General features: G+C 44.1%; 31 protein-coding genes and 1 riboswitch. All 31 genes read right to left on the reverse strand.

What is annotated here, in order from left to right:
• Window positions 1-2: 2 nt before the first annotated feature.
• A complete protein-coding gene (locus tag PHV44_00430) occupies window positions 3-635 on the reverse strand; it encodes a histidine phosphatase family protein (protein MDD5591747.1) in 633 nt (210 codons plus the stop codon).
• Complete coding sequence (locus PHV44_00435) at window positions 636-1424, reverse strand: ABC transporter ATP-binding protein (protein MDD5591748.1); 789 nt, start codon at window positions 1422-1424, stop codon at window positions 636-638.
• Window positions 1421-2383 (reverse strand): iron ABC transporter permease, encoded by a 963-nt coding sequence (locus tag PHV44_00440; protein ID MDD5591749.1) that lies wholly within the window; start codon window positions 2381-2383, stop codon window positions 1421-1423. The genes PHV44_00435 and PHV44_00440 overlap by 4 nt, the downstream gene beginning before the upstream one ends.
• Window positions 2380-3237 carry a cobalamin-binding protein gene (locus tag PHV44_00445; protein ID MDD5591750.1) on the reverse strand — a complete coding sequence of 286 codons (858 nt, stop codon included), beginning with the start codon at window positions 3235-3237 and terminating at the stop codon, window positions 2380-2382. The genes PHV44_00440 and PHV44_00445 overlap by 4 nt, the downstream gene beginning before the upstream one ends.
• Window positions 3238-3338: 101 nt before the next feature.
• A riboswitch (cobalamin riboswitch) is annotated at window positions 3339-3515 on the reverse strand.
• A gap of 124 nt (window positions 3516-3639) precedes the next feature.
• On the reverse strand, window positions 3640-4143 hold the full coding sequence (locus tag PHV44_00450) for a cob(I)yrinic acid a,c-diamide adenosyltransferase (protein MDD5591751.1): 504 nt from the start codon (window positions 4141-4143) through the stop codon (window positions 3640-3642).
• Window positions 4140-4637, reverse strand: coding sequence for a small multi-drug export protein (locus PHV44_00455; GenBank protein MDD5591752.1), 498 nt, complete (start codon window positions 4635-4637; stop codon window positions 4140-4142). The genes PHV44_00450 and PHV44_00455 overlap by 4 nt, the downstream gene beginning before the upstream one ends.
• Window positions 4630-5280 (reverse strand): protein-L-isoaspartate(D-aspartate) O-methyltransferase, encoded by a 651-nt coding sequence (locus PHV44_00460; GenBank protein ID MDD5591753.1) that lies wholly within the window; start codon window positions 5278-5280, stop codon window positions 4630-4632. The genes PHV44_00455 and PHV44_00460 overlap by 8 nt, the downstream gene beginning before the upstream one ends.
• Window positions 5262-5933 carry a glycosyltransferase family 2 protein gene (locus PHV44_00465; GenBank protein ID MDD5591754.1) on the reverse strand — a complete coding sequence of 224 codons (672 nt, stop codon included), beginning with the start codon at window positions 5931-5933 and terminating at the stop codon, window positions 5262-5264. Before PHV44_00465 ends, PHV44_00460 begins: the two co-directional genes overlap by 19 nt.
• A gap of 1 nt (window position 5934) precedes the next feature.
• A complete protein-coding gene (locus PHV44_00470; protein ID MDD5591755.1) occupies window positions 5935-6795 on the reverse strand; it encodes a lysophospholipid acyltransferase family protein in 861 nt (286 codons plus the stop codon).
• A complete protein-coding gene (locus PHV44_00475; GenBank protein ID MDD5591756.1) occupies window positions 6788-7930 on the reverse strand; it encodes a glycosyltransferase in 1143 nt (380 codons plus the stop codon). The genes PHV44_00470 and PHV44_00475 overlap by 8 nt, the downstream gene beginning before the upstream one ends.
• Window positions 7931-8050: 120 nt before the next feature.
• Window positions 8051-8284, reverse strand: coding sequence for a hypothetical protein (locus PHV44_00480; protein MDD5591757.1), 234 nt, complete (start codon window positions 8282-8284; stop codon window positions 8051-8053).
• Entirely contained in the window at window positions 8277-8930 is a 654-nt protein-coding gene (lipB, locus tag PHV44_00485) for a lipoyl(octanoyl) transferase LipB (GenBank protein MDD5591758.1), read from the reverse strand. Before lipB ends, PHV44_00480 begins: the two co-directional genes overlap by 8 nt.
• Complete coding sequence (lpdA, locus tag PHV44_00490) at window positions 8920-10227, reverse strand: dihydrolipoyl dehydrogenase (protein ID MDD5591759.1); 1308 nt, start codon at window positions 10225-10227, stop codon at window positions 8920-8922. The genes lipB and lpdA overlap by 11 nt, the downstream gene beginning before the upstream one ends.
• Entirely contained in the window at window positions 10217-11152 is a 936-nt protein-coding gene (locus PHV44_00495) for a malate dehydrogenase (protein MDD5591760.1), read from the reverse strand. Before PHV44_00495 ends, lpdA begins: the two co-directional genes overlap by 11 nt.
• Window positions 11153-11242: 90 nt before the next feature.
• The gene (locus PHV44_00500; GenBank protein MDD5591761.1) at window positions 11243-12325 is read right to left on the reverse strand and encodes an isocitrate/isopropylmalate dehydrogenase family protein; all 1083 of its coding nucleotides are present in this window, start codon (window positions 12323-12325) and stop codon (window positions 11243-11245) included.
• 1 nt (window position 12326) lies between these two features.
• Window positions 12327-12827, reverse strand: a complete 501-nt coding sequence (locus PHV44_00505) for a 3-isopropylmalate dehydratase small subunit (GenBank protein ID MDD5591762.1) — start codon at window positions 12825-12827, stop codon at window positions 12327-12329.
• Window positions 12828-12880: 53 nt separating this feature from the next.
• The gene (locus tag PHV44_00510) at window positions 12881-13930 is read right to left on the reverse strand and encodes a type IV pilus twitching motility protein PilT (protein MDD5591763.1); all 1050 of its coding nucleotides are present in this window, start codon (window positions 13928-13930) and stop codon (window positions 12881-12883) included.
• Between the two features lie 121 nt (window positions 13931-14051).
• Window positions 14052-15302, reverse strand: coding sequence for a 3-isopropylmalate dehydratase large subunit (locus tag PHV44_00515; GenBank protein ID MDD5591764.1), 1251 nt, complete (start codon window positions 15300-15302; stop codon window positions 14052-14054).
• Window positions 15302-16477: a pyridoxal phosphate-dependent aminotransferase gene (locus PHV44_00520; protein ID MDD5591765.1), complete on the reverse strand. Its 1176-nt coding sequence runs from the start codon at window positions 16475-16477 to the stop codon at window positions 15302-15304. Before PHV44_00520 ends, PHV44_00515 begins: the two co-directional genes overlap by 1 nt.
• Before the next feature lie 16 nt (window positions 16478-16493).
• On the reverse strand, window positions 16494-17057 hold the full coding sequence (rplQ, locus tag PHV44_00525) for a 50S ribosomal protein L17 (protein ID MDD5591766.1): 564 nt from the start codon (window positions 17055-17057) through the stop codon (window positions 16494-16496).
• A 35-nt stretch (window positions 17058-17092) separates the two neighbouring features.
• Window positions 17093-18082, reverse strand: a complete 990-nt coding sequence (locus PHV44_00530) for a DNA-directed RNA polymerase subunit alpha (protein ID MDD5591767.1) — start codon at window positions 18080-18082, stop codon at window positions 17093-17095.
• Window positions 18083-18115: 33 nt separating this feature from the next.
• Window positions 18116-18745, reverse strand: coding sequence for a 30S ribosomal protein S4 (rpsD, locus tag PHV44_00535; protein MDD5591768.1), 630 nt, complete (start codon window positions 18743-18745; stop codon window positions 18116-18118).
• Between the two features lie 5 nt (window positions 18746-18750).
• The gene (gene rpsK / locus PHV44_00540) at window positions 18751-19140 is read right to left on the reverse strand and encodes a 30S ribosomal protein S11 (GenBank protein MDD5591769.1); all 390 of its coding nucleotides are present in this window, start codon (window positions 19138-19140) and stop codon (window positions 18751-18753) included.
• 18 nt (window positions 19141-19158) lie between these two features.
• Window positions 19159-19578, reverse strand: coding sequence for a 30S ribosomal protein S13 (rpsM, locus tag PHV44_00545; GenBank protein ID MDD5591770.1), 420 nt, complete (start codon window positions 19576-19578; stop codon window positions 19159-19161).
• Between the two features lie 28 nt (window positions 19579-19606).
• A complete protein-coding gene (gene rpmJ / locus PHV44_00550; protein MDD5591771.1) occupies window positions 19607-19720 on the reverse strand; it encodes a 50S ribosomal protein L36 in 114 nt (37 codons plus the stop codon).
• Between the two features lie 63 nt (window positions 19721-19783).
• Window positions 19784-20002, reverse strand: a complete 219-nt coding sequence (gene infA, locus PHV44_00555; GenBank protein MDD5591772.1) for a translation initiation factor IF-1 — start codon at window positions 20000-20002, stop codon at window positions 19784-19786.
• A gap of 5 nt (window positions 20003-20007) precedes the next feature.
• Window positions 20008-20751, reverse strand: coding sequence for a type I methionyl aminopeptidase (map, locus tag PHV44_00560; protein ID MDD5591773.1), 744 nt, complete (start codon window positions 20749-20751; stop codon window positions 20008-20010).
• On the reverse strand, window positions 20732-21391 hold the full coding sequence (locus tag PHV44_00565; protein MDD5591774.1) for an adenylate kinase: 660 nt from the start codon (window positions 21389-21391) through the stop codon (window positions 20732-20734). Before PHV44_00565 ends, map begins: the two co-directional genes overlap by 20 nt.
• Window position 21392: 1 nt before the next feature.
• Complete coding sequence (gene secY, locus PHV44_00570; GenBank protein MDD5591775.1) at window positions 21393-22739, reverse strand: preprotein translocase subunit SecY; 1347 nt, start codon at window positions 22737-22739, stop codon at window positions 21393-21395.
• Window positions 22732-23238 carry a 50S ribosomal protein L15 gene (gene rplO, locus PHV44_00575; protein MDD5591776.1) on the reverse strand — a complete coding sequence of 169 codons (507 nt, stop codon included), beginning with the start codon at window positions 23236-23238 and terminating at the stop codon, window positions 22732-22734. Before rplO ends, secY begins: the two co-directional genes overlap by 8 nt.
• Window positions 23213-23695 (reverse strand): 30S ribosomal protein S5, encoded by a 483-nt coding sequence (gene rpsE, locus PHV44_00580; GenBank protein ID MDD5591777.1) that lies wholly within the window; start codon window positions 23693-23695, stop codon window positions 23213-23215. Before rpsE ends, rplO begins: the two co-directional genes overlap by 26 nt.

Here is a 23695-nt window from a genome sequence, read left to right on the forward strand (position 1 = left end):
CTTTACCCTTTCTTAAATTTTACCGCGTCTATCTTCAGGCCGGATAGATGCGAGATGTCATTGAGGAGCCTGATTTTAATTTTTTTATTCTTTGCGTCCATGATAGTGAGGCTGGCTGAATCCGGTATATGTTTCCAGAATTCCTTAGATTTTAATACATGGTTGATGAATGCGCTGATTGCTCCGCCATGGCAGACCACCGCGATAGTCTGGTTAGGGTGGCAGAGAATAATCCTTTTGAATGCCTTTACTACGCGTTTTTTAAGTATAGTCAGGCTTTCGCCTGAGGGGATGGCGTTTGCAAAGGGGTTACCCGCCCATTTTTTATAAATACGGGGGAATTTTTCCATGATTTGTTTATAAGTCAGGCCTTCAAAGATGCCGAAGTGCATCTCCCGTAAATCCGCGACCTTCTCTACGTCGCGCCCCTTAAAGACTATTTCGGCAGTTTGTATGGCGCGTTTCCTGTCGCTCGCGTATACTTTATGCACGGTTTCATTCTTGAGCCTCCTCTGCAGCCTTTTTGCCTGTATCTTCCCTCTTGCGTTTAAGGCTATGTTGATAAAGCCGCAGTATCTCTGTAGAACATTCCAATCTGTCGAGCCGTGCCGGATAAGAAAGAGCCTGGTAGCCATTTATCTCTCTCTTGGGACCAAGACCACATATGGCTTGGAATTAATGGGGTTATTGTTGACTACTACAGTTGTCTTATATACTGCTTCTATATTTTGATAAGTCAATACATCGCGGGGAGAACCTTCTTTAAAAATTTTCCCTTCATTCATCAGGACTATCCGGTTACAATATTCACTGGCTAAGTTTAAGTCATGCAGGACCATAATAATGGTAAGATTATCCTGGCGGTTTAATTTCCGTAATAAATCCAATATCTGTATCTGATGGCCTATATCCAGGTGTGAAGTAGGCTCATCTAAGAATAGTAAAAGCGGCTGCTGGGCGAGGGCCTTGGCGATAATCACGCGCTGGCGTTCCCCGGAACTTAACTCGTCTATCATTTTTTCTTTTAAATGCAGGGTGTCGGTCATTGCCATTGCCTTCTCGGCAAAAAAATAGTCTTTCTTGGTTTCGGCCTCAAGCCTCTTAAGGTGCGGGGTCCTTCCCATTAACACGATCTCAAATACGCTAAAGGGAAAATTGACCACGGTATCCTGAGCCACAAAGGCAACAGACTTCGCGAACTCTTTCATCGCCATTGAGGCGATATCCCTGCCATGAAAAATAATATTTCCTTTATTGGGTGAAAGTATCTTGCTGGCCAGGCGTAGGAGGGTAGTCTTACCGGAGCCATTTGGCCCGATAATCCCCATAAAATCCCCGTGTTTTATATCCAAAGAGATATCCCTTACGATCGTCTCTTTACCGTATCCTCCGCTTAGGTTATATGTCTTTAGCAAATTACTCATTTTATCCCCTGTTTTACTTTTAACAGGATTATAAATACCGGCGCTCCCAAAAATGCTGTTATGACTCCTATAGGTATTTCTAAAGGAGGGAATATTGTGCGCGAGAGTATGTCGCAGGTTATCATGAATATCGCAGCTGCAAGACATGAGACAGGAATAAGGGTTTTATGGTTTGGGCCTATCAAGAGCCGCATCATATGCGGGACTATCAGCCCCACAAACCCGATTATCCCGCAGACAGAAACAAGCCCGGCGGTGATTAGAGAGACTATCAATATAAGGATTTTCTTTACGGCTTCTATGTCTATACCTAAGTGCATCGCTTCTTCTTCGCCAAGGCTTATGGCGTTTAAATCCTGGGAGAATATATAAACCGCGGCTACCCCAAGCATAACCACGGTACAGATTATTATAAGGAGCGTCCAGTCGTAGACCTGCAGACTTCCCCAGAGCCACCAGGTTATGCCGTGTAACGCCTCATTCGAACTGGCAGAGATAAGGAATACGATTATAGCTGAAACCGCCACGGAGACAATAACCCCGGAGAGTATTAACGACTGCGGTAATATTTTATTATTCTGTTTAGCTAAATTATAAACCAAAACAATGCTTAAGACTGCGCCTATGAATGCTGCCAGAGGCAGGTATATCCCCGATACGCCTAATATGACCGCTATTACCGCGCCTAACCCCGCGCCGCTTGAAGTCCCCAATAAGTATGGTTCAGCTAAGGAATTCTTTAAAATTGCCTGCAGGGCTATGCCTGAAACACTCAAGCCCGCCCCCGCGACTGCCGCAAGGAATATGCGCAAAAGCCTCAAGTTCAATATGGGCCTGTTTCCTTCAAGTAGCAATTCAGAAAAAGGAATATTCACCGAGCCGATAAGGGCCCCCGCCAAAATAGCGAATATTAATAATAAAAATAAAAACAGTATTTTATTCCTGAGCTTTCCCGTCATGGATAAAACCTCTCGTGAAGTTCCCTAAGCCCCTCTGTTATGCGCGGGCCCGGGCGCAACAATAAATCAGAATTAATGTCGTTATATATCCTATTATTTCTAACTGCCATTATATTCCCCCAGCTAAAACGCTTACTCAATGATATTCGCGAGCCTTCTTCGCCCATATAAGCCAAAATGATACATTCAGGGTTACGTTTAATCACCTCTTCCGGGCTAAATATACTGTATGCCCTTTTTGTATCCTTTGCTATGTTTATCCCTCCTGCCTTGGTAATCAACTCATCAACAAAAGAACCATCTCCCGCGGTAGTCAGCGGGTCATGCCATATCTCAATAAATACCCTTGGCTTTTTATTTGCGGGTATTGCTGTGACCTTTAAATTTATCTCTTTAATCTCATCCTGCATAGCTTTGATTAATGCCTTTGCTTCTTTTGGCTTGCCGGTAATCCTGCCTATCTCCATAATAGAGCTAAAGAGCCCGTCCGTGTTCTGCGGGTCAGACACATAGACATTTAAATTTAGGCGCCTCAACTCAATGACTACAGATGCCTGCTCAAGCCCCGTACAAAAAATATAGTCAGGCTTTAAAGAAATGATTTTCTCTATATTGGGATAACTGAATGTGCCGACTTTTTCCTTGCCTTTTGTTTTTGGGGGATAATTACAGTATAAGCTTACCCCTACGATTTCTTCATCTAACCCTAAGGAGAATAAGATTTCAGTAGTTGAAGGGGCCAGCGAAATATACCGGGCGGTCTTTTTAGGGACTGTCCCCGCCATGGCTATTTCTGTAAATCCCAAGGGGACTGTCCCTGATAATAAGCTAATTATTAATAATAGTTTCTTCATATAACAAAAAACCCGCCACAAAATTCGGCGGGTTGCACCCTGCTTTCCTACTTGACCCTTATCCGCGAGGTTCTTCTACGCCCTTTAAAAGGCCGGGTTTCGAAGCAACTATTATATAGGTAAGGTCTTCTGACTTAAGGATTGGCCTACTTGCTCTACCTTCCCGGCTTTTAAGCCAGTGGTATTTTAGAGTTTTCGTACCCTTATACAGCAGCGGGACTGTGGCCGCTTTTACGGCCTTCCCTCACCCATACAACTATCTAATTTGTAAAAAGAACTCTTACTAATTTTCTATCTAGGGCTATATTAATGCAAATTTATTTTTATGTCAAGAGAAAGTTTCATTAATGAAACTTTCTCTTGATTCTTAAGGCAATGTGCCGAAGAATCTAATATAATTCTTTAAAATTCAATTCCCTTCCTGGCCTTCACGCCCTTTTTATAATAATGTTTGACCTCTTTTATTTCGCTTACTAAGTCTGCGGCCTTAACGATTTCAGGATGCGCCTGGCGGCCGGTAAGAATCAGTTCTGTTTTTCCGGGAGCGCTTTTAATGAGCGAGATAACATCCCTCAATTCCAGAAGCCCGAGTTTTAAGGCCGGGTTGATTTCATCCAATATTACCACATCATAATATCCTGCGCAGATAATTTCTTTCGCTTTATTTAAGCCGCGTTTGGCTAACTCCCTGTCTTTTTGGGCAGGGTTTTTACGGATAAAAAAGGCCCTTCCGAATTGTTCGACTTTTATATTTTTAAACTTCTTTATGGCCGTTAATTCACAATAGCAGCCGTTTTTTAAAAACTGGCAGATATAAATTTTTAAACCGCCCCCTGCTGCCCTTAGCGCCTGGCCCAAGGCAGCCGTAGTTTTTCCTTTGCCGTTACCGGTATATACCTGTATCAATGCACCACCGCTTTCCAGCTGATTATGCCTAATCCAGAGAGGCCAGCGACGATTAATCCTGCGCCGATAACCCCACAGATTATAGCGATAAATGCGTATCTAAACCTGATTTTAAATAAAGACGCAGCTACTACCCCGCTCCAGGCCCCTGTTATCGGTAAAGGTATCGCCACGAATATGGCTAAGCCCAACGCTTCGTATTTTTGCACTGTATCTGCTTTTTTCTTCGTTCGCGTAAAGAGCCAATCGAAGAAACGCGACCAGATTTTAAAATTCCGTAGCCTTTTGGAAACGGGCTCTAGAAGAAAAAGCGCCGGCGCAACCGGGATGATGTTGCCTATTACCGCCAGCCAAAATGCTTTACCCATAGGCATACCCAGAGATAATGCTAAAGGGATCGCCCCTCTTAGTTCCGATATGGGTAGCGCCCCTACAATCATTACCAGGTATTCTTTAGGTATATTTTTTAAGCAGTTTATTATTATCTCAAGCATGTTTTTGCCCCCAGCCATATTTGCCTATTAGCGGGACGAATACGCAGCCGCAGATATTTAAGGGCTGAAGTTTACCTTCCTTCTTTTCCACTAAAGTTAAGGTCTGGCTGAAATTTTCACCCAGCGGCAGGATGAGCTTGCCGTTTTCTCCCAGCTCCTCGGTTAAAGGCGGCGGGATTTTCGGGCTTGAAGCAGTAACAATAATCTTATCAAAGGGCGCTTCCTCTTTCCAGCCCAAGGTTCCGTCGCCTGCCTTTATTTTAATATTTTTATACCCTAAGCTGTTAAGTAAAGTTCGCGCCTTTTCTGCCAAAGCCTCAAACCTCTCCACACTATAGACTTCACCTGCCAGTTCTGCAAGAATAGCTGTTTGGTAACCTGAACCGGTACCTATTTCCAGTATTTTATCTTTCGGGCTTAAATTTAAACACTCTGTCATTAAGGCAACAATGTAAGGCTGGGATATGGTTTGCCCTTCGTCCAGAGGGATGGGAAAATCAGCGTAGGCATTCATTCTTAAATCTTCGGGAACGAATTTATGCCGCTCTACCTTACCAAAGGCCTCTAATACCTTTTTATCCCTTATCCCGCGGCCGATCAGCTGCTCTTCTACCATGCGTTTTCTTAGGATTTCGTAATCCATAGCTCTGTGGATATAAATTTGATAAACCTTAAGGTATCGATGATAGGGTTAATTTGGCTCTTTTCCCCCCTATATATAGTCTTAATAGGCACGGATTCTACTTTAAAACCCAAACGCGCCGCCTTAATAATTATTTCCGATTCGGTCTCATATTTACGGGTGCGAAGATTTATTTTATCCAACACCTCTTTTTTTATCAGCCGGAATCCGCATTGCGTATCAGGAATCTTTTGCCCGGCCAGAGAAGATATGAACCAGGACATAAATTTATTGGTAAAAATCCGCGCTAGCGGCATATCTTTTTTCTTTAGCATCCTGTTGCCTATCAGGATGCTGCTATCGGAATATTTGGCCAGCCTGACAAAATACGGTATCTCTTCGGGCAGGTGCTGGCCGTCGCCGTCCATAGTTATTACGGCGTCAAAACCTTTATCAAAAACATAATTAAAGCCACGTATTAAAGATGCGCCTTTACCTTCGTTATCCGGATTACGTAAAACTATGGCGCCGTTCTCTTGCGCAATCCCACAGGTATTATCAGATGAACCGTCGTCAACCACTACGACCTCCAGGGCCTGTTCTTTGATTTTTTTTATCAGCCCGGCAATGTGATCTACTTCATTATATGTAGGTATGACTACGCAGATTTTCATATTAGGCGTCTCTCCAGAATTTCCTGAACACATACCATTGGTCGGGGTAAGCGCGGATGTAATCTTGAAAAATATTCCTGTACTGCCCGGTTAAATCTACCAGGTCCTTATCTTTATTGCCCGTGGGGACAAAATTAAGGGGTTTCTCGAATTTCAGGGTGAAACTGTCATCCGCATTCCTTAACATAAATCCCAGCAATATCCCCGCGCCTGTTTTTATGGAAAGGGCTGCCGGCCCTTGCGGGAAAATTGCCGGCCTGCCGAAGAAATCCACCGTTATCCCCTTTTCGCTAAAATCCCTGTCGCCAACCAGGGCGAGGACCTTGTTTTCTTTTAAAATATCCAAAGACTGCCTTACGGCTTTGCCCAGGGGTATAACCTTTACGCCTTTGCTCCCCCTTTGAGAGTTAAAAAAATCATCTACTTTCTTATATTTGTGGGGCAAGGCTACTACCCAGAAAGGATACCCCAAAAGGGCGATAACCACCCCTCCTAATTCCCAATTCCCCAAATGGGCAGTGACTACAATAGCCCCTTTGCCTTTAGAGAGGACCTCGTCGATATAATGTATGTTTTCTACCTTGACATTTTTTCTTACGTAATCTATATCCAATTTTGAGAAACGGAAGAAATCTACCAGGTATTTGGCGAAATTCCTGAACATCCTTATCCTTATACCGCGGATTTCCCTGTTTGATTTTTGCGGGAATATCGCCTTTAAATTTTTTGCGGTAATCCCGCGGTCTCTGTAAACGAAGACATAGTGCAGGTCAGAAAAGAAAACCGCTATGCGATAGGCTGCTTTTAGGGGTAAGGATAAGCTGATAAATTGGCCGATTCTGTATAATATGTAATTAAACATGCCTAGCGGTTAAATCCAGAATAAATTTAGCTATATCTAAACTTGCGTTGGGCTTGGCGATACCTCCGGCGGCCTCAGCGAGGCGGGCTAATTTTTGGCGGTTTTCCAGAAGGTCATCAATAATTAAGTGTATATCCTTTGGTTTGTCTATTTTAATCGCCGCCTTCTTGTCCGTCAAATAAGCCGTATTATTTACTTCCTGTCCGGGTATGGGCTTAACGATAATCATGGGTAGTTTTCTTGCCAATACCTCTGATATGGTTACCCCTCCCGGTTTGGTAATGATAATATCTGAAATACCCATAAGTTCATGGATATTATTGACGTAACCGAAGAGTAAAACTTTTTTCTTATATTTCTTTAACCGCATTTTTAGGGATCCGTAAAGTTTTTTATTCGTGCCGGAAACAACTAATGCCTGAAAGCCTTTTTTTACTTTTTCTAAAGACTTGATGATGGTCTTTATAGGCCCTAACCCCTGTCCCCCGCCCATAATCAATACGGTAAAGAGCCCGGGGTCAAGATGGAGCCTATGCATAACTTCGTTTTTTAGGATGCCTTCGTTAAATTTGGGGTCAAAAGGAATACCCAGAGGCTTTATTTTGTCAGGAGGCACGCCCTTTTTGATTAAACGCAGGCTCACCTCTTGTGAGGGAGTGATGTAATAATCTACCTTATCGTAGACCCAGTAAGAATGCGGTATGTAGTCGGTCAGCACAGCTACCAGGGGGATATCGGAAGCATAGGTTTTTTTAAAATCCGCGGCCATCCCGCAGGGGAAGGCCTGTGTGCAGATGATTGCATCCGGCTTAAACTTATCAAAAAGATTCTTTAACTTAGGGGAGTTAAATTTATGGACGACATTTTTAATCTTTTCTATTTTCTTTACTACTGCCGGATTATCGTAAAGATAATCCCAGATTTTCGGAGTCCGTTTGATTACGGCCATATAGAGGCGGTTGACAATTTTTTCAGAGATGGGATTGGTATAATTGAATCCATCGATATTTAGAATTTGCGTATCGGGTTGTAGTATCTTTAAGGCCTTTTCGATTGCCAGGGTAGCGCTGTGGTGGCCGGAGACCTCGGAAATATACATCAATATTATACGTTTGGCTTCTTTAACGTCTGGCATATTAAAGTTTTTTAATTCGGGTATATTATCGATAATTTTTACCTTATCTATCTATTTATATTTACGATAATACAGTATAGCCCTATGTTGTCAAGCGATTTCTGGACGCAGGTTTATCTACTACTCTTCAATGGTACCCAGAACTTCGCCTACATTTACGCTGTCGCCTTCATGGAAGAAAACTTCCGAAAGCACTCCGGATGAGGGGCTGGGGAGATTAAATGTAGCTTTATCGGTGGTAAGCTCCACCAGATCGTCTTTTTCGTTGACTCTCTCCCCTTCTTTAAAAAACCAGTAAGATAGCGTTGCCTTTTCAATACCTTCTCCCAATTCCGGCAGAATTACTTTAACCATATAATCCCTCCTTTTGGTCTGGAAATATCTTCTGGAATCTATCAACCAGCCCTTTTTTTATTCTTTCTATTTCAATATTACGGTCCAGCGCTTTTTCTAACGCAGTCATCTCTATATCCATGCCGCAGGGTTTGATCAAACAGAAATTATCCAAGTCATCCTTTTTGATATTTATGCTTATGCCGTGTAAAGTAATCCAGTTCTTTACGCTGATACCGATGGAGGATATTTTTTCCCTGGATATCCATACCCCGGTCAGGCCCGGATAAGTCAAGGCATTAAGCCCAAAATCTGAAATAAAACCGACAGCTGCTTCTTCGAGTTTTCTAAGAAAGAAATGGATGTCTTTTTTTAGGTAGTTCAGGTTGAATATCGGATATGCAATGAGTTGCCCGGGGCCATGATAGGTAACGTCGCCTCCGCGCTCTATTTCGTATATTTGAATGCCCCTGTTTTTTAATTCCTGCGCAGAAACCCTGATATTTTCTTTCTTCGCTGACCGCCCTAAGGTTATTACGGGATAGTGCCGGCAGAGGATCAGCCCGGCTTTATAATAATTATTTTTTATTTCCTGGAATATTTCCTTTTGGAATTGCCAGGCCGCCTTAAAATCTACTAATCCTAAATCAAAAAGCTTAAATTCCATAACCTTCTTTTAATGCGCTAGCGATCCCTTCTGATAATGTCGGGTGGGGGAATATGATTTCCTTCAGCTCGGAGATTTTAAGGCGGGATTTGACAGCGAGGGTAAGGATGCCGATTAATTCGGTTGCGCGCGGGCCGATTATCGAAGCGCCCAGGACCTGCCCTGTTTTTTTATCGGAGAGTATTTTAATAAAACCTTCTGTTTCGTTTAATATCCGGGCCATCCCGGAACCTAAAAAATCAAACCTGTTTATTTTTACGTCCGTGCCTGCTGATTTTACCTCTTTTTCCGTCAGTCCGACGCTGCCTATTTCCGGTTCAGTAAAGATACAACTGGGGATATTTTGGCTATACACCTTCTTAGGATGCGAATGGCCCATAATATTCTCTGCGGCAATTTCTCCCTGGTACGCGGCAAAGTGCGCCAGCATAGTTTCATTCGCGCAATCGCCGGCTGCATAAATATTGGGCAGGTTGGTTTTAAGATATTCATCAACTAGAATCCTTTTGCCCTCTAATTTTACGCCCTGTTCTTCAAGGCCCAAACCTTCTGTATTGGGGGCGCGGCCTACGCAGACCAGCACTAAATTATAATTACTTAGATCAACTGTAGTTGCGTCGGTTTTAGTATATATTTTAATGCCTTTCTTCTTAAAAATTATTTCTATTTTTTTTGCTATTTCTTCATCCATCCCGGGCAAAAGCTGAGGTTCCAACTCTACAACAGAAACCCCGCAATCAAAGCTTGAAAATAAGCTCGCGAATTCACAGCCGATGACCCCTCCTCCGATGATTAAAAGTGACCCTGGCAATTCTTCTAAATCCAGGATTTCATCGCTGGAAATAACTTTTTTCCCGTCGAATTTTATGTCTTTTAAAGCGTAAGGCCTTGAGCCGGTAGCAATAAGGATAGACTTGGCATTTATCTGTCTTTGGCCTATTTCTATAGTATTTTCCGATACAAGCCGGGCGCCTTCATTTATAAAATCAACGCCGCCGAGTGCGGATTCCATACCTTTGCGTAATTGCTGGATGATTTTATTTTTTCTGGCCTGGGCTTCATTAAGATTGAGGTGAGGGTTTAATGTTTCTATGCCGAATATCTTGGCAATTTTTGCGAGGTTATAAATTTTAGCAGAAGCTAGCAGTGTTTTGGTGGGTATGCAGCCGCGGTTTAAGCAGGTACCGCCTAAGTTATTTTTTTCAATAAGGGCGGTCTTTAAGCCCTTGGATTTAGCTTTTAGCGCAGCATTAAACCCTGCCCAGCCCGCGCCGATTATGGCCAAATCATAATCCATGGCAGAAAGATTTTATTAATTCTAAGTTTTTACGTATGGATTCGGCTGAACGCAAAAAAGCTAACTCTTCTTCTTTATTTAAATCAAGCTCAATGATTTCCTCTATGCCTTCTTTGCCCAAGCGGCAGGGTACGCCGATACAGATATCCCTAATACCGTATTCGCCGCTTAAATAGGCCGATACGCCTATAGTGTGTTTTTCATTTTTTACGATTGTTTTGATAATCTCTGTGATTGCCTGGGAAGGGGCAAAATGCGCGCTACCGCTACCTAATAAAGAAACAATCTCCTGTCCGCGTTGCAGGGTTTTTTCTATTAAGCGCCCTGTTTTTTGAGCATCCAGGAGGTTATTTAATGCCGTGCCCTTTACGGTCGTAAATCTGGGCAGGATGAGCATATTTTCCCCATGGTTTCCGATTACACAGGCCTCGATATCAGCATAGGGGGCATTTAATTCTCTGCTTATAAAATTGGCAAATCTGGCTGCGTCCAGGGTAACCCCCATGCCGAATACCTTCTGGGGCTTAAAACCGGTAATTTTAAGCGCCAGGTAAGTCATTAAATCCAGGGGGTTAGTCACGATTATAACTATAGAATTAGGGCTGAGTTCTTTTACATTCAGGCAGATCTTTTTTAAGATCAGGGCATTTTTACTTAATAAATCCTCCCTGGTCATCCCGGGTTTACGGGTTAACCCCGCGGTAATTATTATAATATCTGACCCGGATATCTCTTTTATATCATCCGTGCCGTGGATACGATAATCATATTTCAGGATAGCCCCCGCATCTTCTAAGTCCAGGGCCTTGCCTTGCGCCAGGCCTTTGGCTATATCCACCAGGATTATATCCTCAAAGCCTGTTTCAGCTAAGCGCATTGCCGTTAATCCGCCTATATTGCCCGCGCCTATTATGGAGATTTTCATATAATATGCCTACCGTTGTGTCAAGGTATCATGTATCAAGGTATCAAAGTTTTTTCTTTGATACTCTGACACTTTGATACTTTGATACGCTTACCTTAATTTTCCAATAATAGCATCCGCCATCTCTTTGGTCCCGACGCAGGTAGGGTCGTTACGGTCAGGTTTTAAATCATAAGTTACGGATTTGCCTTCGGCTAACACCTTTTTTAACGCCTCCTCCAGTTTATCCGCAGCCCTATCTTCTTTGATGTGCCTAAGCATCAAAACACCCGATAAAATCATGGCCATGGGATTGACTTTATTCAACCCCTTGTATTTAGGCGCCGAACCGTGCACGGCTTCAAATACCGCTAAATCTTCTCCGATATTGGCTCCCGGGGCAACCCCTAAGCCGCCGACTAAACCCGCGCACAAATCGGAGATTATATCGCCATAAAGGTTAGGTAACACCAGGCAATCGTAATTATGGGGTTTCTGCACCAGCTGCATGGCCATATTATCTACGATCGCCTCTTCGAAAACTATTCTATCTAAATATTCTTTGGCTACTTCCCGCGCTGCCTTCAGGAATAATCCGTCGGTAAATTTCATGATGTTTGCCTTATGTACGACTGTAACTTTTTTACGGCGGTGTTTAACGGCGTATTCAAAGGCGAAGCGTATAATTCTTTGGGAAGCGGTTATGGATATGGGTTTTATGGAAATACCAGAATCCCGGCGTATCTTTTTTTTACTATATTCTTCGATTTGGGCAATGAGTTTTTTTGTTTCAGGCTTACCTTCTTCAAATTCTATGCCGGCATATAAATCTTCGCTATTTTCCCGTATAATTACCAGGTCTATATCTTTGTAGGGGCTCGCGACGCCTGAATAGGTCTTTGCCGGCCGCACACAGGCGTAAAGGTCCAATGCCTGCCTGATGGCTACATTTACCGAGCGAAAACCTTCGCCAATGGGAGTAACAATAGGCCCTTTCAGGGCGACCTTGTTCTTTTTTATGGATTCCAATACGTTTTCAGGCAGGATGTCGCCGTATTTATCAATGGCTGTCTCTCCGGCAATGACTTCATCCCAGGTAATTTCTACGCCGGTTGCTTCAATGCATCTTTTCGCCGCCTGGGTTACTTCCGGTCCGATTCCGTCACCTGGTATTAAGGTTATTCTGTGCATCATTCTACACCTTCAATTCTTTATATTTCTTAAAGTAGTTGACTATCCCGCCTTCTCTCAGTATTTCCTGCATAAATTTAGGCAAAGGCTTAACCTGCATAGTTAAATTTTTAGTTAAATTCATAACTATGCCTTTGTCCATATCTACGGCTAAAATATCGTTCTCTTCTATTTTATCCGTATCGGTTTCAATAAGGGTCAAGCCTATATTAAAGCTATTACGATAAAATATACGCGCAAAGGACTTGGCTAAAATAGCACTGATACCGGATTCTTTTATTACTAAAGGCGCCTGTTCGCGCGAGGAGCCCATGCCGAAATTTTCCCCTGCTACAAGCATGGATTTACCGGGTATTATCTTTGCGTGGAACTCAGGGTCAATATCCTCCATTATATGCTTGGCTAATTCTTTGATATCTGTGATTGAGAATTTATATCTGCCGGATATGATAAAATCCGTATTTATATTATCCCCTAATTTTATAACCTTGCCTTCTATTTTCATCCCGTTACAAACACCACCTTTGCCCGTTACTGGCCAATAGTTTATAACGGGACTCATAGTTGCTTAAATTCATCAGGGCTCTTGACCTTGGACATGGCCACGTCCAGGCTGATCAGCCCCTGCTGGTAGAGTTCCTTCAGGGATTTATCCATTGTTTTCATGCCGTATTGGCTGCCGGTCTGCATAAGCGTAGCGATCTGTTCAATCTCCTGTGTACGGATAAGGTTTCTTATGCCGGCGACACCCAGCATTATCTCCGTAGCGATTACGCGGCCCTGGCCGGAGGCCTTAGGGAGCAATAGCTGCGATATGACCCCCTGCAGGCAGTCGGCTAACTGCAGCCTTATCTGCGGCTGTTGATGGGAAGGAAAAACGTCTATGATCCTTTGGACGGTCTGCGGGGCATCCGGTGTATGTAAGGTTGCCAAAACCAAATGCCCGGTTTCTGCGGCAGTAAGAGTAGTAGAGATAGTTTCTAAGTCGCGCATTTCGCCTACAACGATGATATTGGGGTCCTGCCTTAAGACGTGCCTTAAGGCTTCCGCGAAAGAGTGGGTATCGGCGTAAACCTCCCTTTGCTTAATAATGCTTTTTTTATTCGGCTGTATAAATTCAATGGGGTCTTCAATACATACGACCAAGCTTTCCCTTTCATTATTGATCAAGTCAATCATTGCTGCTAAGGTAGTGGTTTTACCTGAGCCCGTTGGGCCGGTAACCAGCACTAAACCGTTAGGTTTACGCGCCAGGTCCTTAACTATAGGCGGCAGGCCTAATTCTTCAATCGCGGGTATTCTTAAGGGGACGCGCCTGAATGCCGCTTCCACTGACCCTCTTTGTATGTGTACATTGACCCTGAACCTGTCCATAGCTGCGAGGGCAAGGGAGAAATCCAATTCTAAGTCATGCTCCAGCTTTTCCTTCTGGGAATTATTCAGTATGCCGTAAATCATAAGTTTTAAATCCTCCCTCTTTAAGGGGGGCTGGTTTACCCGCATTAGCTTTCCGTCGATACGCAAGATGGGCGGTTCCTTTTCGGTAAGATGCAGGTCCGAAGCTTTTTTTTCTATGCACAACAAAAGCAATTCACGGATTTCTATCATACTAACCTCCCTTAATGAGCACATAACTTACTCGCGCTCTCGTGCTCGTAAGTTATGTGCGCGAATTAATCCGCCTTCGGCGGATAAGTTCGGACAATCCGCCTACGGCGGATGTCCTCACTTATAAGTATTCACGAGGGTCGGTAATCTTCCCCTTAACCGCAGATGCGCTGACCGTAGCCGGCGAAGCCAAATAAATAAATGCGTTGGGGTTGCCCATCCTGCCTTTGAAATTTCTGTTGGCGCTGGATATAACTGTTTCGCCGTCTGCGGGGACGCCATTATGCGTGCCGACGCAGGGTCCGCATCCGGGAGCGACTATTACTGCGCCCGCCTTAATAAATATATCAATAATACCCGACCGTAAGGCATCCTGAAATATTGCGCGTGAAGAAGGGGCAACGATGAATTTCACTCCCCTGGCCACTTTTCTTGATTTGAGTATTTTAGCCGCTATGGTTAAATCTTGAAGCCTGCCGTTTGTGCAAGTGCCTAAAAAAGCCTCATCTATTTTTTTACCCTTCAATTTATTTACGTCTACGGCGCTATCTACGCTGTGTGGGCAGGATACTTGCGGCTTAAGCTGTGAGATATCATACTCTAAGGTTTTGATATATTCAGCGCCTTTATCTGCCGTTACCGCCTTTATTTTTTTGTTTTTAACCCTTGTTTTTAACCAGGCTGAAGTCTTTTTATCCTGGGGCATAAATCCTGCCTTAGCCCCCATCTCTACGACCATATTACAGACGGTAAAACGGCCGTCCATGCCTATTTTATCGATTACCTCGCCATAAAATTCTACTGCTTTATATGTGGCTCCGTTAGAGCCTATACTGCTGATAATATGTAAAATAATATCCTTAGCGAATATCCCCTTAGGCATCTTACCCTTTACAATTATTTTTATGCTCTGAGGTACTTTAAACCAGTTTTTTCCCGTAGCCAAGGCGACTGCCAGGTCAGTTGAACCTACTCCCGTAGCAAAAGCGCCCAGCGCCCCGTAAGTACAGGTATGCGAGTCTGCGCCCAGTACTAAATCCCCGGGCAGGATCTGCCCGGATTCGGGGATAACCTGATGGCACACGCCGCAACCGGCTTCATAAAGGCCCACATTATAAGCATCGGCGAAGGCACGCATCCTTTTGTGGATCCTGGAGACGCCTTCGTTTGGCGAAGGGGCGTTGTGGTCAATCACCATGCAGAATCTTGTTTTTATCCGTTTTACCTCTAATTCTTTTAACCTGTCCAGAATAATGGACGATGTCCCGTCTTGGCCGAAAGCAAAATCAACCTTGCATATAGCAAGGTCCCCTGCTTTAAGTTTTCTTCCGGCATGGCTGCTAAGTATTTTTTCGGCGATAGTCTGATAAATCATAATTTTTTGGCCCAGCCTTCTATTCTATCCATGCCTTTTTCCAGTTGCGCCAGGCTGGTGGCGAAACTTATACGCACGTAATCATCACAGCCAAAACCCGAACCAGGGATGAGGCTTACGGAGGCCTCATCAAGCAGGCGGCCGGCAAAGGTAAGGGAATCCATTTTAAACTTAGAAATATCGCAGAATATATAAAATGCGCCCTGCGGCTTTACGGGTTTAAACCCCTTGATTTTAATCAGCCTGTTAAAGGCATAGTCCCTTTTCTTCTGGAATTCGCTAGCCATAAGTTTAGAAAAATCATCCGTAGCGTTAAGGGCTTCTAGGGCTGCTTTCTGGCTGATTGAAGCAGGGTTTGAAGTAGAGTGGTCCTGCAATTTGGATATGGCCTCTGCTATATCCAAAGGGGCCCCCAGGTAGCCGATACGCCATCCGGTCATGGAATGGCTTTTAGATACGCCGTTAACAGTAATAACGGATTCGTATATATCTTTACCGAGGGAGGCGATAGAGGTATGTTTTAAATTGTCGTAGATAAGCTTTTCATATACCTCGTCGCTGATTATGAAAATTTTTTTTGCTGTACAGATACGCGCTATCCCTTTTAGCTCTGCCTCTGTATAAACACAGCCGGTAGGATTGGATGGGCTATTTAGTATCAGCAGTTTTGTTTTGGAATTAATGTGTTTTTCTAAGTCTTTAGGGGTAATCTTGAAATGATTCTGCGCAAGGGTAGGTATGAAACGGATTTTACCTTCGCATAGATTTACCATTTCCGGATAACTCACCCAATAAGGAGAAGGTATTAAGACTTCGTCGCCCTCCTCCACTAATACAAACAGGGCATTGAAGATGCTGTGTTTTGCCCCGCAGGAAACAATTATCTGGTTGGGGGCGTAATCAAGGGAGTTATCTCTTTTGAATTTTTCGCAAATCGCTCCTTTTAATTCCGGGATACCGGTGGTAGGGGTGTATTTTGTAAATCCAGCTTTTATCGCGTTTATGGCAGCTTCTTTAATGAAATCAGGCGTATCAAAATCCGGTTCTCCGGCGGCAAAGTTAACGACATCGCGCCCCTCGGATTTTAATTTTTTAGCTTTTGCGGTTATGGCAAGAGTTTGGGAAGGATTTATTTTCTTAAGGCGTTTTGCCAGCCTTGCATCTTTTTGCATCGAGATTTCTTTATGGTTATAAAGAGTCCCGCTCTTTTTTGAATATTCCCCGAAGCCCCCCTAAGAATTTTTTGGTAGGCTTTTTAGTAATGGGCGGTTTTTCCTTTACCGCTATTTCTGTCTTTGATTTTTCTTCTCTGAGTTTTTCTTCTTTTAAGGGCCTCTCTTCGGCTATTTCCGTTTTCTTTGGGGTTTCGGCCTGAATTTTCTTAGGCTTTTTTTCCTTAATTTCGGTAAGCGCCAGGATTGCTAATTGCGCATTATCCCCCCGCCTTACCCCTAAATTTAAAATTCTGGTGTAGCCGCCGATTCTATTGGTAAAACGCGGGGCGATATCCTTAAAAAGCAGGCTGACCAGCTTATGGCTGCCCAGTATTTTATAGGCCTGCCTTTTGGCAAAAAGGGAGTTCTTTTTGCCTAAAGATATAAGCTCCTCTACCAATGGTTTTGCGGCCTTGGCCCTATGCAAGGTAGTTTTAATCTGTTGGTGAATGATCATGGCCCTTGCCAGGCTGATGAGCGTTGCCTTACGCCAACTGGTAAAACGGTTTAATTGTAATCTAGCCTTTGCGTGTCTCATCTAGTTTATCCTTTATTATATTATCTATATTTAATTTATGTTTTCTTTAATTTCTTAGAATCAACCTGCATGCCTAGGTTCACACCCATGCCCGCGAGCAATTCCTTTATTTCGGTCAGGGATTTCTTGCCGAAATTTTTAAAACTCAACATTTCCTCTTCCGTCTTCTTTACTAAATCAGCTATGGTCTTGATATTAGCTTCCCTCAGGCAATTTGAGCTCCTTACCGATAATTCCAGCTCCGATATGGGCAGCTTTAATTTTTCATATAGCATCATTTCTTCCCGGCTCATCTGCGGCTCTTCTTCTATTTCCTCGGGTAGCTGGCCGAAACTGACAAAGATATCCAGGTGCCTCTGCAGGATATTGGAGGCATAAAGAAGGGCGTCCTTTGGGGTTATGGCGCCGTTGGTTAATATTTCTAATATCAGTTTATCGTAGTCTGTCCTTTGCCCTACGCGCGTATTCTCTACGTAAAAATTCACCTTTTTAACCGGGCTGAATATGGAGTCTATGGGGATTACGTTTATACTGGCGCCGTCTTTTTTATTTGCTTCCTGAGGCACATAACCCCGGCCCCTGGCTACCTCAAGTTCCGCCTGGAACTTTATATCTTTAGTAAGGGTGGCGATATGCAGGTCAGGGTTAATTATTTCTATAGTTTCATCGACCTCAATATCTTTTCCCTTGACCTCGCCTTTGGTATTTTTTTTCACGTAGATAGTCTTGGGTATCTTTGAGTGGGAATTCAAGACCAGGCTCTTTATGTTTAAAATTATCTCCGGGATATCTTCCAGTACCCCGGGGATAGTAGAGAATTCATGCTCTACCCCCAAAAATTTAACCGAGGTAACCGCGCTGCCTTCTATAGAAGAAAGCAAAACCCTTCTTAAGGAACTGCCTAAGGTTACGCCGTAGCCTCTCTCGAAAGGGGCAGCAGAAAATTTACCATAGGTATTAGTGTAGCTAGCTTCATCGCACTCCAGCTTCTTCGGTAATTGAAAATCCCTCCATTTTGTGCCCATCTTCCCTCGCTTTCACTCTTAAGCAATAAAATGTTATTTAGAATACAACTCTACAATCAGCTGTTCCTGGATCGGTTGTTGTATATCCTCTTTTTCCGGTAATCTTAAGACCATTGCCTTTAGTTCTTTGGTGTCGAATTGCAGCCAGGAAGGTACCCCCCTATCGTTAGATAATTCAAGGTTCTCCCGGATTTTCTTTTGTCCCTTTTCTTTTGTTTTTATCTGAATAACATCGTCTTTACTTATAAGATACGAAGGTATGTTAACCCGCGTAGAGTTTACATAGACTAAATTATGGCGTACTATCTGGCGGCTCTGTGCCCGGGATAGGCCTAGGCCCAGCCTGAATACGACATTATCCAGCCTTCTCTCTAATAATTGCAATAGCACCTTTCCGGTTACGCCTTTTGTTTTAGAGGCAATATGGAAATACCTGCGGAATTGTTTTTCTAGGACCCCGTACATCCTTTTGGCCTTTTGTTTTTCTCTTAGCTGTAGCCCGTAGTTAGATAGTTTTTGCCTCCTGCCCTGGCCGTGTTGCCCCGGGGCATAGCTTCTTTTAGCAATGGCGCATTTGGGTGTGTTACATCTTGGCCCTTTTAAGAATAATTTTTCTCCCTGGCGCCTGCAGAGCCTACAAACAGCATTTATATATCGGCCCATTTATTTTATACTCTCCTTCTTTTTCTGGCACGGCATCCGTTATGAGGGATCGGCGTGACATCCCTGATTGAGACAACAGTCAGGCCCGCAGCCTGTAGCGCCCTGATTGCCGATTCCCTGCCTGAGCCAGGCCCTTTTACGTAGACCTCGATTTCTTTAATCCCGATTTCTTTGGCTTTTCTTGCCGCGTCGGTTGCAGCTATCTGGGCGGCAAAAGGCGTGGACTTTTTCGAACCGCTGTAACCTACGATACCGGGCGCCGACCAGACCAGGGCATTACCCTGTTTATCGGTTATGGTAATTATGGTATTATTGAAGCTTGCCTGTATATGGGCTATGCCGTTGGTTATGCCCTTTGCGATCTTTTTCTTTTTTGCCTTGTCCTTTACCGCCATATTTTTTCACTCCATTAATTATTTTGCAGGCTTAGCTGCAGGGGCGGCCTTTTTATCGTCGGTAGATTTCTTTATCACGGCCATGCCGCCTTTACGCGGGCCCTTTCTGGTCCTTGCGTTTGTACGCGTACGTTGCCCTCTTACGGGAAGGCCCTTTTTATGGCGCATCCCCCTCCATGACCCGATATCCATCAATCTTTTGATATTTTGCGAGATCTCACGCCTTAGGTCGCCTTCTACCCTCATCCCGCTTTTCTGTATGGTATTGGTGAGGCGCACGGTTTCCTCTTCAGTCAGGTCTTTGGCGCGCTTACCGGCATCGATAGCGGCTTCCTTAAGGATTTTATTGGAGGTATCCCTGCCTATGCCATAAAGATAGGTAAGGGCAATTTCGATTCTTTTTTCCTTGGGTATATCTACGCCTACGATTCTGGGCACTTCTTCCTCCTTTAAAACTTAATTACTTTTAGCCCTGTTTTTGTTTATGTTTTGGATTAGGACAGATTACCCGGACAATCCCTCTCCTTTTGATAATCTTGCACCTGTCACAGATTTTTTTTACCGAAGCCTTTACTTTCACCCCGCCCTTCCTTCCGTATATTTCCCCACTCTCCCTTTTTTTAGGAAGGGCGGGGTTCATATTTTATTTTGATCTAAAAGTAATCCTGCCTCTGGTTAAGTCATAAGGAGAAAGCTCCAGCTTTACTTTATCTCCCGGCAGTATCCTGATAAAATTCATGCGCATTTTACCCGAAACGTGGGCGAGCACGCGGTGCCCGTTTTCTAATTCTACCCGAAACATAGCATTAGGCAAAGCTTCAATTACCGTACCCTCGGTTTCAATCAGCTCTTCTTTTGCCATATTTGTCAATCAGTCAATACCTGCGGCCCATCGTCCGTGATGGCTACCGTATGTTCAAAATGCGCCGAAGGCATACCGTCTTTTGTCACTGCGGTCCAACCGTTATCCAGGATCTCGCATTCCCAAGTTCCCATATTTACCATAGGCTCAATGGCAAAGACCATGCCGTTTTTTAATAATTCGCCCTCGTGGGGCCTGCCGAAATTAGGTATTTCAGGGGTTTCATGTAAGCTGTGGCCTATACCGTGGCCTACAAACTGCCTGACCACGGAAAAACCGTGTTTTTCCACATAGGTTTGGATCGCATAAGATATATCCGACAGGCGGTTATTTACCCTTGCCCGTTCTATGCCTTTTAAGAGAGCGTTTTTAGTTACGGCGATCAATCTATCCGTGCCGGAGGCAAGGCGGCCTACGCCCACGGTAATTGCCCCGTCGCAGAAATAACCTTTATAGTTTATACCTAAGTCCAGGCCGATAATATCGCCTTCTTTTAATCGCCTGGGCCCGGGTATGCCGTGCACCACTTCTTCGTTAATGGAAGCGCAGATATTTCCCGGGAAGCCTTTGTAGCCTTTAAATGCCGGCAGGGCCTTTTCTTTATCCACTAGTTTTTGCGCCAATTCGTCAATTTCTAACGTCGAGACCCCTGCCTTAACAGAGCTTTTCAGCCTCTGCATTATTTCAGCAAGGATCTTTCCGGATTTTTTCAGCATTTTCAGGTCCTCTTTAGACTTTATGGGAATCATTAGGTTCTTTTGTTAACTCAATAATTTTATTCAGCACCATTTCCGCATCCCCGTCTGCCGAAAGGCGGTAAAGGCTGCCTTTTTGATTGTAGTATTGAACTACAGGAGAAGATTCCTTTAGATAGACCTCAAGACGTTTTTTAATCGTCTGGGGATTGTCATCGTTTCTTTGATAAAGTTTACCGCCGCATTTATCACAGGCCATATCTACTTTCGGCGGCATGTTCTTAATATGAAAATTCTCCGAACAAACGCTGCAGACTAAGCGCCCAGAGAGCCGTTGTATGATTACCGGTTCGCTGGTATCAAGATAAATTACTAAATCCGGACCGGATTTTTTTAACATGTTATCCAGCGCTTCCGCTTGGCTGATATTACGGGGGTAACCGTCTAAAATAAATCCTCTTTGGGTATCCGATTGGTTAATACGCTCACTTAACATCTGCGTAACCAATTCATCGGGTACTAAAGCGCCCCTGTTCATAAAATCCTGGGCCTGTTTACCTAACGGGGTATTGCCTGAGACATTTTGCCTGAGTATATCTCCGGTAGAGATGTGCGGCAGGCCTAACTTCTCTGCCAATACCTTTGCCTGCGTGCCTTTTCCCGCACCCGGCGGGCCCAATAATATTATTTTCATTCTATCTCCTTCCCCTGATGCGTCCACCCTTGATAAACCCTTCATAGTGGTGCATGAGAAGGTGTGATTCTATCTGTTTTATCGTATCCAATACGACGCCTACTACAATTAATATTCCTGTGCCGCCGAAAAAAGAAGCCACCAAGTAAGGAATCTTAAGCCAGGCCATAATAAAATCCGGAAAGATCGCGATAAAGGCGATAAAAGACGCTCCGGCTAAGGTTATGCGCGTCATCACGTAATCCAGGAATTCGGTAGTGGAAGTCCCCGGCCTGATCCCCGGGATAAAGCCGCCGTATTTTTTCATATTTTCGGATAAATCCACGGGATTAAACACGATAGCGGTATAGAAATAGCAGAAGAATATAATCAATAACGCATATACAGCCGTATAGAGCAGGTGCCCTCTTACGAGCCCCTGGGCCCAGCTTTGAAATGTGGGGTTAGGTATGAATGAAGCCAAAGTAGCGGGAAAAAGGATTATTGATTGGGCAAAGATTATGGCAATAACGCCGGAGGTGTCTACTTTTAAAGGTATGTAAGTGCTCTGGCCGCCGAAAATCTTTCTTCCTACAACCCTGCGCGCATACTGCACGGGGATCTTTCTTTGCCCCTGGGTAATGAGGATTACCGCAAAGACTACGCCTACCAAGAGAGCTGCCATAATCAACAAGGTAAAAGGCTGGATTTGCCTGCGGCCAGGCGAGAAAGGCGAAATCAATATGAATAATTGGTGCATTGCCGGCCAGAGCCGGGAAATAATACCGCAGGTGATGACTAAAGAGATGCCGTTACCGATACCCCTTTCCTGTATCTGTTCGCCTAACCACATAATAAATATCGTGCCGGTAGTTAAAGTAAGGACGGTTAATATGCGAAAACCCCATCCGGGGTATACGACTATCCTTAAACCTTCAAAACGCGCGGGATTCTCAAGCCACAGGGCGATAAAGAAGGATTGTATTAAAGAAAGCGCTACTGTCCCGTAACGGGTGTATTGATTTATTTTTTCATAACCGGCCTTGCCCTCCTTGGCTAGTTTTTCTAAGGCGGGTATGACCGCGGTTAAGAGCTGCAGTATGATAGAGCTGGATATGTAAGGCATGATCCCCAAGGCAAAAATAGTAAGCCTTTCCATTGCCCCGCCGGAGAACATATTGATGATACCGAAGATTGTTCCGCCCTGGGTTTTGGCCATGCGATTGAAGAATTCGGCCAGTGCCGCTCCGTCGATACCGGGGGTAGGTATATAGCAGCCTATGCGGTAGACAATAATAAGGACTGCTGTTACGATAATCCTTTTTTTTAGGTCGGGGATCTTAAAGGAATTAACCAGCGCGCTAAACACTAATAACCTCTATCTTTCCTCCGGCACCCTGGATCTTCTCCATAGCTTTACGGGAAAACGCGTGCGCCTGTATAGTAACGGGATTTTTGATGTCTCCGTCGCTCAATATTTTAACCCATTTACTTTTGTCCTTAATCATGCCCTTTTCCTGCAATAATTCCGGGTTTATGGTTTCTGTTTTTATTTTATTCAGGTCGCCTAAATGTATAATCTGATATTCCTTTTTGGACCTGCTGGTAAAACCGCGTTTGGGAATTCTGCGGATTAAGGGGGTCTGTCCGCCTTCAAATCCGAGATATTTGTGTTTTCCTGAACGCGAAGTCTGGCCTTTGCTGCCGCGGGTAGAAGTTTTGCCGTGGCCGGAACTGGAACCTCTGCCTAAAATCTTTTTACGCTTATGGGCACCCTTAGGCGTGCTTAAATTATAGAGACCAGTTGCAACAGGAACCGCTGTCTTTACTTTGGGATGCGCCTTATTCTTTACTCTCTTTGTTTTCATTTTGCATTACCTTTAAGTTCTTTAACCCCTGGACAGTAGCTTTAATTACGTTTAACGGGTTATTAGACCTGAGACATTTGGTCAAAATATCCTTTATGCCCACGGCTTCGCATATTGCCCTGACCGGGCCGGCAGCGATAACGCCCGTCCCTTCCGAAGCAGGCTTCAAGAGTACCTTGGCCGCGCCGAATTCGCCAATAATTTCATGCGGTATAGTCGAACCTTCCATGGTTACGTTAAAAAGTTCTTTTTTTGCCTTAGTTAATCCTTTACGGATAGCATCTGCAACCTCGTTGGCTTTACCCAGGGCAAAACCCATACGGCCTTTGGTATTGCCTACTACTACCAGGGCGCTGAAAGAAAGTTTCTTCCCGCCCTTAGTTACCTTAGCTACCCTATTGATAGTAATAACCTTTTCTATAAATTCCTGGTTTTGCTCAATCCTTAATTCTTGCAT

The sequence above is a fragment of the Candidatus Omnitrophota bacterium genome (genome assembly GCA_028717245.1).
Classification (GTDB): Bacteria; Omnitrophota; Gorgyraeia; order Gygaellales; family Profunditerraquicolaceae; genus JAGUYA01.